11 protein-coding genes are annotated in these 14,432 nt (G+C 72.3%); 7 read left to right on the top strand and 4 right to left on the bottom strand.

Going from position 1 to position 14,432, the window contains the following annotated elements:
- Positions 1–28: 28 nt before the first annotated feature.
- On the top strand, positions 29–649 hold the full coding sequence (locus tag IT371_03765) for a thiamine phosphate synthase (GenBank protein ID MCC6746749.1): 621 nt from the start codon (positions 29–31) through the stop codon (positions 647–649).
- Here the strand turns inward: IT371_03765 and IT371_03760 are convergent.
- Positions 615–3,635 carry a cyclic nucleotide-binding domain-containing protein gene (locus IT371_03760; GenBank protein ID MCC6746748.1) on the bottom strand — a complete coding sequence of 1,007 codons (3,021 nt, stop codon included), beginning with the start codon at positions 3,633–3,635 and terminating at the stop codon, positions 615–617. The genes IT371_03765 and IT371_03760 overlap by 35 nt on opposite strands.
- Before the next feature lie 76 nt (positions 3,636–3,711).
- On the opposite strand from IT371_03760, the gene IT371_03755 reads away from it, so the two are divergent.
- Entirely contained in the window at positions 3,712–6,027 is a 2,316-nt protein-coding gene (locus tag IT371_03755) for a hypothetical protein (protein ID MCC6746747.1), read from the top strand.
- 21 nt (positions 6,028–6,048) lie between these two features.
- Here IT371_03755 and IT371_03750 read toward each other — a convergent pair whose 3' ends face one another.
- Both IT371_03750 and IT371_03745 read right to left on the bottom strand, forming a co-directional pair.
- Positions 6,049–6,456 (bottom strand): cyclic nucleotide-binding domain-containing protein, encoded by a 408-nt coding sequence (locus tag IT371_03750; GenBank protein ID MCC6746746.1) that lies wholly within the window; start codon positions 6,454–6,456, stop codon positions 6,049–6,051.
- A gap of 19 nt (positions 6,457–6,475) precedes the next feature.
- Positions 6,476–7,195 (bottom strand): hypothetical protein, encoded by a 720-nt coding sequence (locus IT371_03745; protein MCC6746745.1) that lies wholly within the window; start codon positions 7,193–7,195, stop codon positions 6,476–6,478.
- A 42-nt stretch (positions 7,196–7,237) separates the two neighbouring features.
- Here IT371_03745 and uvrC point away from each other — a divergent pair, with 42 nt between their 5' ends.
- Together uvrC and IT371_03735 are read left to right on the top strand one after the other, a co-directional pair.
- A complete protein-coding gene (gene uvrC, locus IT371_03740) occupies positions 7,238–9,190 on the top strand; it encodes an excinuclease ABC subunit UvrC (GenBank protein ID MCC6746744.1) in 1,953 nt (650 codons plus the stop codon).
- Between the two features lie 174 nt (positions 9,191–9,364).
- Entirely contained in the window at positions 9,365–9,925 is a 561-nt protein-coding gene (locus IT371_03735) for a hypothetical protein (GenBank protein MCC6746743.1), read from the top strand.
- Between the two features lie 83 nt (positions 9,926–10,008).
- On the opposite strand, the gene IT371_03730 is transcribed toward IT371_03735, so the two are convergent.
- The gene (locus IT371_03730) at positions 10,009–10,398 is read right to left on the bottom strand and encodes a hypothetical protein (protein ID MCC6746742.1); all 390 of its coding nucleotides are present in this window, start codon (positions 10,396–10,398) and stop codon (positions 10,009–10,011) included.
- A 204-nt stretch (positions 10,399–10,602) separates the two neighbouring features.
- On the opposite strand from IT371_03730, the gene IT371_03725 reads away from it, so the two are divergent.
- The 3 genes from IT371_03725 to IT371_03715 all read left to right on the top strand — a co-directional run bounded on the left by IT371_03725 (position 10,603) and on the right by IT371_03715 (position 14,411).
- Positions 10,603–12,219, top strand: a complete 1,617-nt coding sequence (locus IT371_03725) for a hypothetical protein (protein MCC6746741.1) — start codon at positions 10,603–10,605, stop codon at positions 12,217–12,219.
- 72 nt (positions 12,220–12,291) lie between these two features.
- Positions 12,292–12,726: a hypothetical protein gene (locus IT371_03720; GenBank protein MCC6746740.1), complete on the top strand. Its 435-nt coding sequence runs from the start codon at positions 12,292–12,294 to the stop codon at positions 12,724–12,726.
- Positions 12,727–12,935: 209 nt separating this feature from the next.
- The gene (locus tag IT371_03715) at positions 12,936–14,411 is read left to right on the top strand and encodes a CapA family protein (GenBank protein ID MCC6746739.1); all 1,476 of its coding nucleotides are present in this window, start codon (positions 12,936–12,938) and stop codon (positions 14,409–14,411) included.
- Positions 14,412–14,432 lie beyond the last annotated feature (21 nt).

The raw sequence follows: 14,432 nt of genomic DNA, 5'->3' as shown, positions 1-14,432 counted from the left end.
AGGCGCGTCGTCGGAGGTCCTCCGGTCCATGTCGTCGCTCGAGACCCTGCTCCCTCGGCTTCTGCTCGTGGCCGATCAGCGCCTCTGCCCCGAGGTGGACCTGATGGACACGGTGCTCGAGGCGGCGGCAGCGGGGCTCCGGTTCGTGCAGTTCCGCGAGCCGGAGCTGGCGGAGCACCACGTCGCGGCGCTGGTCGGCGAGCTGTGCGCGAAGGCCCCCGAGCTCCTCGTCACGCTCAACGGCCGGCCGACCCTCGCGCGCAAGCTCGGCGTAGGGGTCCACCTGCCGATGCGCCTCCTCGGCGCGGACGCCTCGGGGATCGGTCTGGTCGGGCGGTCGGTGCACACCCTCGAGGAGGCGGCGCAGGCCCTGGCCGCGGGGACGCACTACCTGGAGCTCGGCACGATCTTTCCGTCGAGGAGCAAGCCCGGCCACCCTGGCGCTGGGCCCTGGCTCGTGCGCGAGCTCTGCCGGCGCTGCCCGGTGCCGGTCTACGCGATCGGCGGCGTGAGCCCCGAGCAGACGGCGGAGCTGCGGTCGCTCGGGGCCCACGGCGTGGCCGTGAGTCGCGGCATTCTGCTCGCCCCGGACGTTGGACGAGCGGTCCGGGAGTTCAACGCGGCTCTTGGGGGCGTGGCGGCAAGTTGATGAGGGCCCCGCGGTGTGGTGGGGCAGGGCGGCTCGCGCGCTGGCGCAGGTACCTCACGAGACCGGACAGGACCCCGCGGGCCACGAGCGGCTCCGCGACGAGCAGCTCCTGAAAGGCCTGGCGCCGGATGCGGAGGGCTCCCAGCTCCTCGCGGGCGATCACCGTGGCCGTGCGGGGTGAGCCGTCGAGCAGCGCGATCTCGCCGAAGAGCTCGCCAGGACCGAGCTCGCAGACGAACGAGGAGCGGACGTGAACCGCCGCGCGCCCACGCAGGAGCAGAAAGAGGCAGTCCCCCGCCTCGCCCTCGCGGCAGACCACCGCGCCCTCGGGGAAGCGCGCGTCCTCGGCGATCTGCGCCACGGCAGCGAGGGCCGGGCCCGAGAGCTGCGAGAGGAGCGGGACACCGGCCAGCTGATCGAGGCGAGACCACGGCACGTCGCTCGCGTGGTCGCCGGCCGGGGCGTGGCTCTCTCGAGCCGAGGCGAGGAGAGAGGAGAGCCAGGGGCCCGCCGTCGCGTCGAGCGCGTCGTCCAGGGCGTCTTGCGGCAGGGGCCGCCGGTCGAGCGCGTCGAGCGCGCGGTCGAGTCGACGGGCGGGGTCGTTCTCCTCGAGGAGCGACAGGAACACCTCGCGGTCGGCGGGAGGCAGAAGCGCCTCCAGAGTCTCGAGGGCGGCCGCGCGAAGGTGGGGCTCGCCGCTGCGATAGCTGCGCTCCACGCGGAGCAGCGTCTGCCGTTCGCCGCGGAGGGCGAGCAGGAGCAGGATCCGTCTCCGACAGCCCTCGAGCTGGTGGTCGAGCTCGAAGCGGAGCACGCGGCCTCGTTCGTCGTCGGCGCAAGAGGTCTGGGCCTGGGTGAGGAGCAGCGCGCGGTCGCATTCGCGCCCGAGGCGCGACGTCACGACGTCACGAGGTGGCGCCTCCCCGCGGCGGGCGCGTTCGTGCAGCGCGCGGAGCAGGCGGTCGAGGAGCGTGGGGGAGTCGGTCGTGGCGAGGGCGTGGGCGAGCGCCGAGGCCGGCACCGCACCGGGCGCGCGTCCGAGCGCTCCGACGACGGAAAGGGCGGTGGCGAGGGGGCCGGCGGCGCGTCGGGCGAGCTCGGCCGCGAAACGGTCGTCGAAGGCGAGGAGCGCCGTAGCAGCCTCGGAGGCCAGGTGGGGGTGGTCGAGGGCGGCGTGCAGGGCGGGGATCGCCTCCTCGAGCCGCCGCGCGCCGGCCGCGAGGAGGGCCTCGCGCAACACGAGGGGGTCCGGGTCGCCGCACAGCTCGACGAGCAACGCCGCGCTCGAGGCGCTCGAGAGGCGAGCGAGGGCTACGCTCGCCGCACGTCGAGCAACCGGATCGCGCTCTCGGGCGAGCGTTGCCAGGACCCGCGCTCCGTCGGCGGCGAGGCGGGCGGAGGCCCCGTCGGTCACACCGGCGGCGGCTTCGGCGCGAACCCCCGCGTCGGGATGGGAGAGCAGCGGAGCCAGCCGTTCGGCGTCGTGAGGAGAGTGGGTGGCGAGGTGTCTCGCGCCGATGCGCACGAACTCCGCCTCGGGACGTGTGAGGAGCCTCTCCGCCTCGGCGTGCGCGAGCTCGGGGGCTCCCCGCGCGAGCACCTCCAGCGCGAAGGAGGCCGCCGTCGGCTCCTCCTGGCGGAGCTGCTCGACGAAGAAGCGCCGGCCATCGCGGTCGAGCACGGGGTCGTCGGCCGGTTCGGGGTCGAGCTGACGCCGCTTGAGCGCTCCCTTCAGCTCGTCGAGATAGGAGCGGCCCAGGGAGCGCGCGACGGGGAGCCAGAGGAGACACAGGAGCAGGATCGCCGCGGAGGTGGCCCAGAGCGGCAGGTGCGCGAGTCCGGCGATGCAGAGCGCCGCGCCGAGGGTGGCGCCAGGTCGGAGCACGCCCTTCACGAGCACGTTGGCGCGGCGTCGGGAGGCAGGGGGCACGACCGCGTAGGAGGCGTCCCGCGCCTGGCTCAGGATCGTGGGAACGAGCAGGTCGGCCAGCCCGCGCAGGGCGACGAAGGCCCAGAGCGACGGCTGGCCGAGCAGACCGAGAACGGCGGCCAGCGTCGCGGCCGCGGCGAGCGCGAGCGGGGTGAGCAGGTGGAGAGGCCCGTGACGCAGGCGCTGGGTCAGCCAGCGCACGATGAAGAGCTGGACGGGGAGCAGGGCCGCGTTCGAGAGCAGGTAGTACCGCCCGACGAAGTGGGCCAGGGCCTGCTTGTCGTAGCGCGCCTGGAGGCTGACCTTGAAGGAGAAGTCGACGAGCAGCGCCACGCCGGTCACGAGCACCGTGAGGAGGGCGATGCGCCCGAGGTGCCGATGGTGCACGAGCGTGGAGAGCCCATCGATCATCCCGGTGCGCCAGGGCGTGGCCTCGACCGGCTTCCCCTCATGAGCGACCGCGCTGCCGTGACGCGCGAGCAGGGGCGGGAAGAGGGCGGCCAGGGCGAGCAGGGCGGCGGCCACCCAGAGCAGGTCGTCATTCGGGAGCCAGAGGAGGAGCACGCTGACGAGCCCGCCACCCGCGAGGCTGCCGACGGTGGATGCGGCGCCCACGAGGGGGAGGAGCCGGCGCACCTGCCGGCTGTCGAGCGGCTCGAGGACGGCAGAGAAACAGAGCAGCATGCTGAACTGGGCTACGAGCAAGGCCAGTCCGCTGACCGCGAAGGCCATGGCGGCGTGCGGCACGAGCAGCAGGCCCACGCGTCCGAGGAGCAGTGCCCCCGCCGCGCCGAGGAGCAGCAGCGCGTCGATGCGGCCGCGGTGCGCCGGGGAGCTGCGCGCGTAGAGCAGCGAGACGAGCATCAGCGCGAGGCCCGTCGCGACGTAGAACGAGCCGAGAGCGGTGGGCCGCACGGCGCCGAGGAGCAGCGCCGTGTGCGTGCTTCGGAGGACCACCCCGAGGAGCAGCGTGAGCGCGGCGAAGGTGGTGGCGACGGCGGCCAGGGTTCCCTCCTCGGGGAGCACGCCGAGGAGCTCGGAGAGGCGACGCCGCATCGCGGGCAGGCGTACCACCTCCGCCCGCCCGAGGCCACTACCCCGTGCCGGCCGGTCGGGCTAAGGTCCGCCGGTCATGGCCGGTCATCGCGAGCTCAAGGCGATCGTGTTCACCGACATCGCGGGCTTCTCGCGCATGATGGCGCGCGACGAGGCGGCGACGGTGGCGTCGGTGAAGGAGCACCGCGAGATCGTGCGTCGGGCGCTGGCCCGGCACGGTGGGCGAGAGCACGACACGGCGGGGGACGCCTTCATGGTGCTCTTCGATTCGGCCGTGGACGCCGTCGCGTGCGCGGTCGAGCTGCAGGACGAGCTCGCGGCGCGCAACGCGGAGCGGGCTCCCGGGGACGAGCTCCTGCTGCGCATCGGCATCCACCTCGGGGACATCCTCGTCGACGAGGGTCACGTCTACGGCGACGGCGTGAACATCGCGGCCCGCGTCGAGCCGCTCGCCGAGCCCGGAGGTATCTGCCTGACCCAGGAGGTCTACAGCCAGGTCCGAGGCAAGCTGACGCGGCCCGTGACGAGCCTGGGCCCGCGGGAGCTCAAGAACCTTCCCTACGCGCTGCACCTCTATCAGGTCGGCCCGACGGTTACCGGCGGGCCGAAGGAGCCGACGGTGGCCGGCGACGCCCACGCGCCTCGGGGAGGTCGGCGCTCCGTGTTCTGGGCGGGAGCGGCGCTGCTCGTGGCCCTCGCGCTGGCGGCGGGAGGGTTTCTCTGGCTCCGCGGCAGGCGGGGACCCGCGCGCCCGATCACCGAGAGGAGCGCGTCGCGGGAGGCGAACCTGTTACGCCCGGCGCGCGGAGGCGTCCTTCGCGTGGCCTACGCCGAGCAGCTCGGCACCTTCGACCTCTTCGCGATCGTCGGCAAGCCGAGCCGCGAGGTGATGGCGCTCCTCTCCGAGCGGCTGACGGCCCAGCGAGAGGGAGAGGCGCCGGGTCCGCTCGAGCGGCTCGAGGAGTCGGAGGGCGGACGCGCCCTCGCGCTGACGCTTCGCGCCGGGCTGCGCTTTCACGACCACCCCTGCTTCGCCGGCGGGCGTGGCCGCGAGGCGACCGCCGCCGACCTGCGCTACTCGATCGAGGTCGCCATGCGCCACCGCATGGCGGACCTGCCCGCGCTCGGGGCGGCGGCCTTTCGCGACCGCCGGAGCGCGCACCTCGCGGGGCTGCGCGAAGCGGGGCCGCGGAGCGTCGTCATCGCACTCGAGCGAGCGTTGCCCTACGCCGCCGAGCTCCTGACCGGCGTGCGGCTTGTGCCCCGGGAGCTCGAAGGGTGCGAGGACCTGCGCAACCTGAAGCACCCCGTGGGGACGGGGCCCTTTCGCTTCGTGCGCCAGAAAGGGGGGACGGTGCGCCTCGACCGCTTCGCCGAGTACTGGCGGCGGGACGCGCACGGCGAGAGGCTCCCCTACCTCGACGGGGTGGAGTACGTCTACCGTCCCGACCCCCTCGAGGCCTTCGCGCAGCTCGCCCGGGGAGAGCTGCAGCTCCTGCCGCTCGAGCGGGGGCACGCGGCCACGCTGCTCGACCAGCCGAAGACCAGCCCGGCCCTCAAGGCGCGCTTCTCGCACGTCGGGGCGAGTGTGGTGGCCGAGGGACACCAGCGGGTGGCGGGGCTCTACGGGCTCGTCGTCTATCACCGCAAGGGCGGTGCGCTCGACCGGCCCGCGGTGCGTCGCGCGGTCTCCTACGCCCTCGCCCGCGACCGCCTGGCGAAGCTCTGCCCCGTACGCGCCTCGCCGAGCGGCCGGATCCTCCAGCCCCACCTCCTCGGCTACGACCCGGAGCTCCCCGAGCTCGCCTCTTCCCACGAGCGTGCGGCGGCGCTCCTAGCGGCAGCGGGGCACCCCGGGGGGCGCGGCCTGCCGGAGCTCGCGATCGGGGTCGAGCGCTTGGACGAGCTCGCGCTCGAGCTGAAGCGCGAGCTGGGCGCCGTCGGCTTCAAGGTGCGGCTGGTCGAGCTGTCCACGCAGATGGTGGAGGACTCGTTGAAGCGGCCCACCTTCGACGCCCTGTTCGGTCATCTGAGCGGCAGCCTGGTCGGGTGGGACCCCTTCTTCCTGCTCGGGATGTTCGGCGCGGCCTTCCGGCAGTTCGGCTACGAGAACCCGGCCGTCTCCGCGCTCGTCGAGCGCGTGGCCTGGGAGCTGAACGCCGACGAGCGCGTGAGACTCTACCGGCGGCTCGAGCGCCGGCTGCTCGAGGACCTGCCGATGATCCCCGTGGCGGCCGTGGATCGCGACGCGCCGGTCGCGGTGTGGGTGGTCGAGAAGCGGCTGCGCGGCTTCGGGGATCCGCTCACGGGGCGCCTGCTCCCCGGAGCGCTGCGCGGGGCGGAGGTCTTCCTCGCCCCGGCGACGCCGTCAACCCCGACGACGCCACGCTGAAGGCAGAGCCGGAACCGCGCGTCAGCTCCGGCGCACGTAGCGTAGCACCGCGGGGATGAGCGCCGCGGCCAGATTGGGGTGCTCGTCGAGGAGCTCCTCGAAGGCGTCGTGGCTCAGGCGGAGCAGGTCCACCGAGGTCAGGGCCACGACCGTCGCCGTGCGCGGTTGGTGGTCGAGCAGCGCGAGCTCGCCGAAGATCTCCTTCTCGCCGAGCTCCGCCGTGGATCGGCCGTCCACGAGCACGCGCAGCCGCCCCGCCACGACGACGAACAGGTGCTCTCCGGGGTCCCCCTGCGCGAAGACCGTCGTTTCGGCCTCGACGTGCAGCGGCTCGGCGAGCTGCGCGACCGCGCGAAGCTGCTCCTCCTCGAGCGAAGCGAAGAAGAGGACGCCGCGGAGCAGCGCGGTCTTTTCGAGGGTCCCGATCACGCGTGCCGCACGAGGCGGGTCAGAAGGCCCAGCCGAGAGAGAGGGTGAACCAGGGCTGGTAGCTCCCGCTGATGTAGAACGAGGTGAAGAGCGCGCGCACCGTCACGGCCCAGCGGAGCTCGTAGCCCACGGACCAGTGAAAGCCGACGGTGGTCTTGTCCGTGCCGAGAAGGCCAAAGGTCTTGGCGAAGGTCTCGCTGGCGGCGAAGACGACGATCTCGGGGCCGGCCTGCAGCACCGCGGAGTGGAGGATCCCGAAGGCTTCGACCCCCACCTGTCCCGTGACGTGCGGGGCGATGAAGAGGATCGCCGCCCCCGGCTGTCCCAGGGAAACGCTCGGCAGGGCCGAGAAGCTCGCGCCCAGACCCAGGTGGCCGAGGATCGTGCGCTCGTAGCCCACGCCGTAGAAGAGGCCGGTGCCGCCCCCTTGCAGGTAGACGTAGTTGGGCCGGCGATTCGCGCCCGCGAGCCAGCGTACCGATGGGGAGGCGTCGCCCGGCGCGGGGGCCGTCGAAGGCGCGGGAGATACGCGCGGAGGTGCGGCGGATTTGGTCGACGCCACGGGGGGCGCGACGCGAGGTGCGACACGAGGTGCGGCCGAAGGGGGCGCGGGCTTGGCCCGGGCGCCGGGTGCATCGGGAGGGGGCGGGATGTCGGGCTCCGGCGCTTCCTGCGCGCGGGCCGAGGAGAAGCCGCCGAGCGCCATCGCGACCACGAAGACCGGCCAGGAGCGCCACATGGCCGCATCCTAGCACGTACGGCGTGCGCTACACTCCCCTCGATGGCGCGTCCCCGCGACCTCCCCTCGGCGCTGGAAACCCTCGATGACGAGCGCCGCGCGATCCTCGAGCGGCTGCCTCGGGAGCCGGGGGTCTACCTGCTCAAGGACCGCCAGGGGGTCATCCTCTACGTGGGGAAGGCCAAGAACCTGCACAGTCGCGTGCGCTCCTACTTCACGCGGTCGGGGGACAGCCGGGCCTTCGTGGCGCTCCTCGATCGACTCCTCGGAGACGTCGAGACGATCGTCACGCGCAACGAGAAGGAGGCCCTGCTCCTCGAGAACAACCTGATCAAGCGGCACCGGCCGCGCTTCAACGTCATGTTGCGCGACGACAAGAGCTACCTGGTGCTGCGGATCGACCCGCGGGCCCGCTTCCCGCGGCTCGAGGTCACGCGGCGCATGGCCTCCGACGGGGCGCGCTACTTCGGGCCCTTCCACTCGGCCTCGGCGTGCCGCGAGACGTTGCGCGTGGTGAATCGGTACTTCCGCCTGCGCACCTGCACGGACCGCGTGATGGAGAGCCGCACGCGACCCTGCCTGCAGTACCAGATCGGCCGCTGCCCCGCGCCGTGCGTCCTCGAGGTCGACCCGACCGAGTACGCCGAGCAGGTGGAGGACGTGAGCCTCTTCCTCAAGGGGCGCGGAGACGAGCTCCTCGCCGCGCTCGAGGCGCGGATGCGCGCGGCCGCCGCCGAGCTGCACTTCGAGGTCGCGGCGCGCCTGCGCGACCAGCTCGAGGCGATCCGTCGCAGCCTGGTCGGCCAGCAGGCGGTGGGGACCGAGCTCCGCGACCAGGACGTGTTCGGCTTCCACCGCGAGGGGACGGCGGTGGACTTCGTCGTGCTGAACCTGCGGCGCGGCCGGCTCGTCGGGCGGCAGCCCTTCTCCTTCTCGGGGCAGGAGTTCCCCGACGAGGAGCTGCTGAGCTCGTTCGTGAACCTCTACTACGATCGCGGAGAGGCGGTGCCCGAGCAGGTGCTGGTGCCGGTCGCGCTCGAGGACGCGCCGGCGAAGGCGCAGTGGCTCGAGGAGCTCCGCGGGGCGAAGGTGGAGATCCTCGTCCCGCAGCGCGGCGACAAGCGGCGGCTCCTGGAGCTCGCGCAGCGCAACGCCGCGAGCAACTTCCACAGCCGGCGGGAGCGGAACGCGGACCTCGAGGCCGCGCTCGCGAAGCTCCAGCAGCGGCTCCAGCTCGCGCGCCTTCCGCGGCGGGTGGAGTGTTACGACGTCTCGCAGCTCCAGGGGCAGGAGGTGGTGGCGTCGCTCGTGGTGCTGCAGGACGGCGTCCCCGAGCCGAAGAGCTACCGTCACTTCGCCGTGCGTGGGGCGAAGGACGACTTCGCCGCGCTCTACGAGGTGCTCGCGCGTCGGCTGCGACGCGCGCGGCAGGGTGACGCCGGCTGGGCGCTGCCGGAGCTCGTTGTCGTGGACGGAGGCAAGGGGCAGCTCTCCGTCGCGCAGGCCGCCTTTCGCGACGCCTCCTTCCCGCCGGAGGTCACGCTCCCCGACCTCGTGGCGCTGGCCAAGGAGCGGGCGACGGAGGAGAGCCCCGAGGCGTCCGAGGGGGCGGGCTCCTCGGCCGGTCCGCGCGGGGAGCCCGACCGTCCGGACCGGGTCTTCCTCGCCGGGGTCAAGGACCCGATCCGGCTGCGGGCCAACACGGCGGAGCTCTTTCTGCTCTCGCGTATCCGCGACGAGGCCCACCGCTTTGCGATCACCTATCACAAGCACCGGCGGAGACGTCGCGCGCTGCATTCGGAGCTCGACGACATCCCGGGGATAGGTCCCGAGCGGCGGCGACAGCTCCTGCGCACCCTCGGCAGCGTGAAGCGCGTGCGCGCGGCGAGCCGCGAGGAGCTCCTGGCGGTGCCGGGGATCACGGCGCGTGCGGCAGAGGCGGTGCTGCTCCACTTCGCAGGCGCGACGCCGCCACACCCCGACGAGGACAGTTAGCCGGTGAGCGAGGCGCGCTCTCCGTCGGCGCGCGTGGCGCGGGTGGGAGAGTGTGCGCGCGATCAACTCGCGCGTCGGGATCTGCCGCGCCGAGGCGACAAAAACCTTGCCCGACCCCTCCCGCCGCGTGTACCAAAAGAGGGTTCAACCCTAAGCCTAGGAGTAAGAGACGTGATGAACATGAAGCGTGTTGGATTTCTCTCGCTCGGTCTTTTCCTCGCCGCGTGCGGCGGCAGCGGCGGTTCGCTCGATCAAGCCGGCGCGAGCAAGGCCATGGGCGCGGCCATGACCGCGGCCGGCACCGTGCAGGGCCAGGTCATGTCGCAGGTCATGACGCTCAAGTCCGACACCCCCTCGGGCGGTCTGGTCTCCGGTACGCAGAGCAGCTTCACCATCAACGGTACGGTGAACAGCCCGGCCGGCGGCTCGGTCGACGTGAAGGGCAGCGGGAGCCGGACCACGAACTCCTGGAAGTGGGACATCGACTTCACCTTCAAGGGCTGGAAGGACCAGGCGCAGCAGATCACCCTCGACGGGACGCTGAAGCTCTCCTATGACCTCGCGAGCCTCGCGCCCCCGAACGGGACCGTGAAGTACGTGGGCGACGTCTCGGTCACCGGCGCGGTCAGCGGCACGGCGACCTACGACCTGACGATCAAGTACAGCGGCGCGGGCGCCTACTCGATGTGCGGCACCGTCGGCGGGTACAGCTTCTCGCAAGGCAGCGGCTGCTAGAGACGCTGGTTCGAGGGGCCTCGGTCCGGGGCCCCTCTCTCACGGCTACGGCGTCTCCGCCGAGCCTCCCCCTCGAACGACCTTCAACCGGCTGAAGCGGCTTCAGTCGCCGAGCTGGCCTTGCAGATCTCGAGCTGCCGGTTCACGACGCGCACGGTCACGTCGCTGCTCTCCACGTAGGGCGCCTTCAGGAACAGGTGGAAGTTTCGCACGTCGCCCCCCGGGGCCTCGCCGTGGGTCTTCTTGCCCGAGCTGCCGGTGACGATGCGCACCCGCTCCTGCGGCTTGATGATGAGGCCCGCCTTCATCGTCGTGACCACGCGGGGGCGGCCGTTGCCGCGCGCTACGGTAATGGAGCAGCCCTCGCCGTTGAACGGGGCGTCCCCCTCGTTGTGCAGCTCGATCCACTCCTCGTTCAGCTTGTCCGGGTGCGATGCGGCGTGGATGACTTCGATCTTCAGCTTGGGCGGCATGTCTCTTCTCCTGGGGCGGCATGGTACTGGCCGCTCCCGGTGGGTGCAAGGCGGGCGACGGGAGGGGTGTCTTGTGGGCGATGGCGACCCCGCAAGCCAGCCCGGTATGCGGATCTCGATGGCCCACGAATTACACAACTAGCAGTGATGATGAACGTTTGCCGTGGCACAAGCGGTGCAGTTGGCCAGCCGCAGGAGGCCGCCATGTGGTCACGTCGGGGACAGCTGAGTTGGGCAGGGATCGTTGCCGCCGTGATGGCCACGCTGGCCGGGGCCGCGGCGCAGGCCGCCGAGCCGAGGCCGCGCGCGTCCCGCCGAGAAGGCGTGGTCGAGGTGCCGCTCGCGCCGGGAAGAAACGGCGCGCCCGTCACCCTGCGTCCCGCTGGCGGCCCGCTGTGGGGGCTGACCCCGATGACCACCCGCCGCCGCCCCGTGCGAGTGCCGGTGGGCCTGGCGCAGGCCTACGTCCGGGCCGAGCTGCACCTCCCGTCGGGCAAAGAGACCGTGACCGCCGAGGAGCTCGCCACGCTGCCCGCCGACGTGCAGGCGACCTACCGGCGACTTCGCCCCGAGGGGGGCGAGGTCGGCCGCGGTGAGCTCCTCGAGGCGTACCGGGCCGATACGACCGAGCGCCTCGCGCAGGCGGCGGGCGGCAAGAAGTGGGTCACCCGCGTCGCGGCGAAGTCGCTGCCCGCGGGTGCGCGCTACGTATGGCGCAAGGCTCGCGACAGGGCGCGGTCCAGCCGGTACTACGACGCCGCGCTCGAGACCGCCTTCCCCGAGGGATCGACGGAGCACTACCTCTTCTTCGAGCGCTCGCTGCCCATGGTGCGCAAGCGGGCGCACCACGGGGCGATCGAGCGGTGGAAGCTCCTCGAGCGCTTGCCGCAGCTCGTGGCCCTCGTCGCCGACGGGCCGCGGGTGCTCGCCGACGGGACGCGCCTCGAGAAAGTCCAGGACGCCGACGGGCGGCGCACGGGAGTGCGGATCAGCAAGGGGCGGGGGAACGGCTTCGAGGTCGTCGGAGACGCGAACGAGCTCCTCATCGGGGGCCGCTACGACGGCGTGCAGTACGAGCGCCTGAGCATCTTCGCCCGCAACGCGGAGGCCTGGAAGGAGCTCAAGGCCCAGGCCAAGGCGGACCCCCGGCTGGCGGGGCGCCTCCGCGTGTTCAAGGAGATCTACGCCGACGACCTGCCGGAGGCGCAGGCGCGGCTGGGCGGCACGAAGAAGCAGCCCGGTCCGAGCGCCAAGGAGGTCAACGATCGTTTCCAACGCGGCACCGACTGGGGTCTCGTGGCCGAGCTGGCTCGCGTCACGGACCTGGCGCTCAACGCCGGTCGCGACGCGAAGGCGATTCGGTCGCACTACGCGCGCTGGCGCAAGCAGCACCGGGACCTGGCGGTCCGCTTCCTGCGGAGCAAGGATGTGCTCGGCTACTTCCGCTCCGTCGTGGCGTCGGTGCGGAAGGCCGGGGAGCCCATCTCCCTCGGTGACTACGACGACACGCTCAGCATCGGGGACCGCTACCAGGTGGAGAACGACCGGGAGCAGCTACGCACGCTCGTCTCCGGCAAGGGCCCCTTGCTGATCCACGAGGATCATGCCGGCGGGCGCGCGGTCGTGGTGCCTCTGCGCTCGCTCGACCAAGGCGCCGTCGAGGCGCTCCTCTTCGACGGCACGAGCTACCGCGGCAAGCTCAGGCTCACGGCGGACGGCAAGGGCGACCGCGTTCCGCGCGACTTCCGCTTCCTCTACGGGCTGGCCTTCGACCTGGACCAGTTCCCGGACGCGATCCGCGACGCGCTCAGCGAGCGCTAGGGGCCGAGCGTTGCCCCCGGCCCGGGTCGGACCTGTGATACCGTAGAGCGAGAGCGGTGGAGGTCGACGACGGTGAAGCAGGCTCCCAAGAAGGCGATCGCCAGACCAGCAAACCACGACGCAGCCTCGGAGCGACGAGAGCCTGCACCCGGGCGTCCGAGGCCGCCCTCCTTCGCGCTGCCAAGCGGGCTGCCGGGGCAGGGAAACGGCGCTCCGGCCAGCTCCGCCGCCGAGGAGGCAGCGGATCGACGGCGGGCGCGTTTTCTTCTCGTGGACGGCGTGCCGGTGGTCATCTTTCCGACACCAGCGGGGGGGCTCGAGGTCCAGCGCTTCTCGTCGAGCGACAAGCAGTGGGAGCGCGCGGTCCATCTGCTGCTCGGCATCACCCACGGCTTCAACGAACAGGACGAGAACGTCTGGGTCGACGAGCTGACCGAGGAGGAGCTCCTCACGCGGGTCCGGTCCCTCGGAGGGGAGGAGCTACCCGCCGCCGAGCCGCTCCCCTGATCGCACGGCGCGCCGCCGGGCCCGAGAGAGCGACGGGGTGTCCGGGATCGAGAGGGGCGGGGCCCCGACCATCGCATTTGCGGCACCCAGCCGCGCGCGTCGCACACCACAGTCGAGGGTCGCCGAGGACTTAGGGGGTGCGGCGCCGTGGCACGAAGCTTGAGTAGGGCTCGCCGTACGGGAGGCCTGCCAGGCGGATGCGACGAGCGGTGCGGCGACGATGGAGTCTGCGCGGGCTGGTGCTGGGCCTCGCGCTCGTAGGGGCTGGCTGTCGCGCGGTAGAGGACGGCCTCGGTCGGAGCGGCCCGAGTCGCGATGACGAGCAGGGGGGCGAGGTCATCGACGCGCTCGCGCGTGGGAAGGCCGACGGGCTGACGGTGGGGCCGATCTTCTTCGACCGGGCCTGCGAGCCGGGGCGACGCATCACGCTGGCCGCGGTCGGCGACCTCCTGCTCCACGATTCGATCCAGACCATGGCGGAGGCGCTGGCCGACCCGGAAGAGCCGGATGCGGAGGCGCGAGGCGCCGCGGCGTACCGCGTCTTCTTCGGCGAGATCGAGGGTGACCTGGCCGAGGCGGATCTGACGCTGGCCAACCTCGAGGTGCCGCTCGCGCGCAACCTGAACTCGGCTGGCAAGGAGCAGGTGCTGAAGGAGAAAGACCTCTACGACGGCTCCGTCTACTCGGGCTGGCCGATGTTCAACGCCCACCCCTCGTTCGCGCGCACGGTGAAGTCCCTGGGGATCGACGTCGTGACCACGGCGAACAACCACGCGCTCGACCGGCGCTCGGCGGGGGCGGACGCGACGATCGCCGCGCTGGACGCGGTCGGGCTGGCGCACGTGGGGACGGTGGTGAAGGGCGAAACCCTGGACAGCGCGCATCGCGGCGTGCTGCTCGAGAGCCACGGCATCCGGATCGCGGTTCTCGCGTACACCTACGACACGAACGGGCTCGAGGATCCCTACCGGCAGGTCTCGCTCCTCGACCGCGAGACGATCCTCGCCGACGTCGCCGCCTGGCGCGCACGCCCCGACGTGGACCTCGTGATCGTCGCCCCGCACTGGGGGATCGAGTACATGACGGCGCCCACCAAGGCGCAGCGCACCCTGGCTCTCGAGGCGCTCGAGGCCGGCGCCGACGCGGTGATCGGCGGACATCCGCACGTGCTCCAGCCCATGGAGCGCCACGTGACCGCCGACGGACGCGAGACCTTCGTGATCTACAGCCTCGGGAACTTCTTCTCGGGACAGGTGGGGACGGCCAAGCGCTCGACGGTGATCCTCTACCTCGGGGTCACCAAGCCGGTGGCGGGGCGCGCCTTCCTGAACGGCGTGCGGTACCTGCCCGTCTACGTGAACACCGTCTACGACGAGACCTATAAGCGCTGGCTCCGCAAGGCGGTGGCCGTCGACCGCGACAAGAAGCTCGAGCACCTGCGTCCCTTCATCACGAACCTGATGGGCGGCGTCACGAACCTCGTGCAGCCCGACGAGCCGGTGGTCACGGCGCGGCGACCGGAGGCGGAGGGCGGGTGCAGCGAGCCGCGGCGCACGGACGCTGGCGCGGGGATGGACGGGGGTCGCGATGGGGGCGTGGCCGCACCCGAGGCGGGGGCGCGCGATGCCGGAAGTCGCGATGTGCGCCGCGATGCGGGGGCGGCGAAGACGCCGTCGCCCCGGTAGCATCTCTCTGAGGGGAGCCCT

The sequence above is a fragment of the Deltaproteobacteria bacterium genome (assembly GCA_020848905.1).
Taxonomy (GTDB): domain Bacteria; phylum Myxococcota_A; class Polyangia.
Note: the sequence above shows the minus strand (reverse complement) of the source record. Positions and strands in the feature narration are given on the sequence as shown.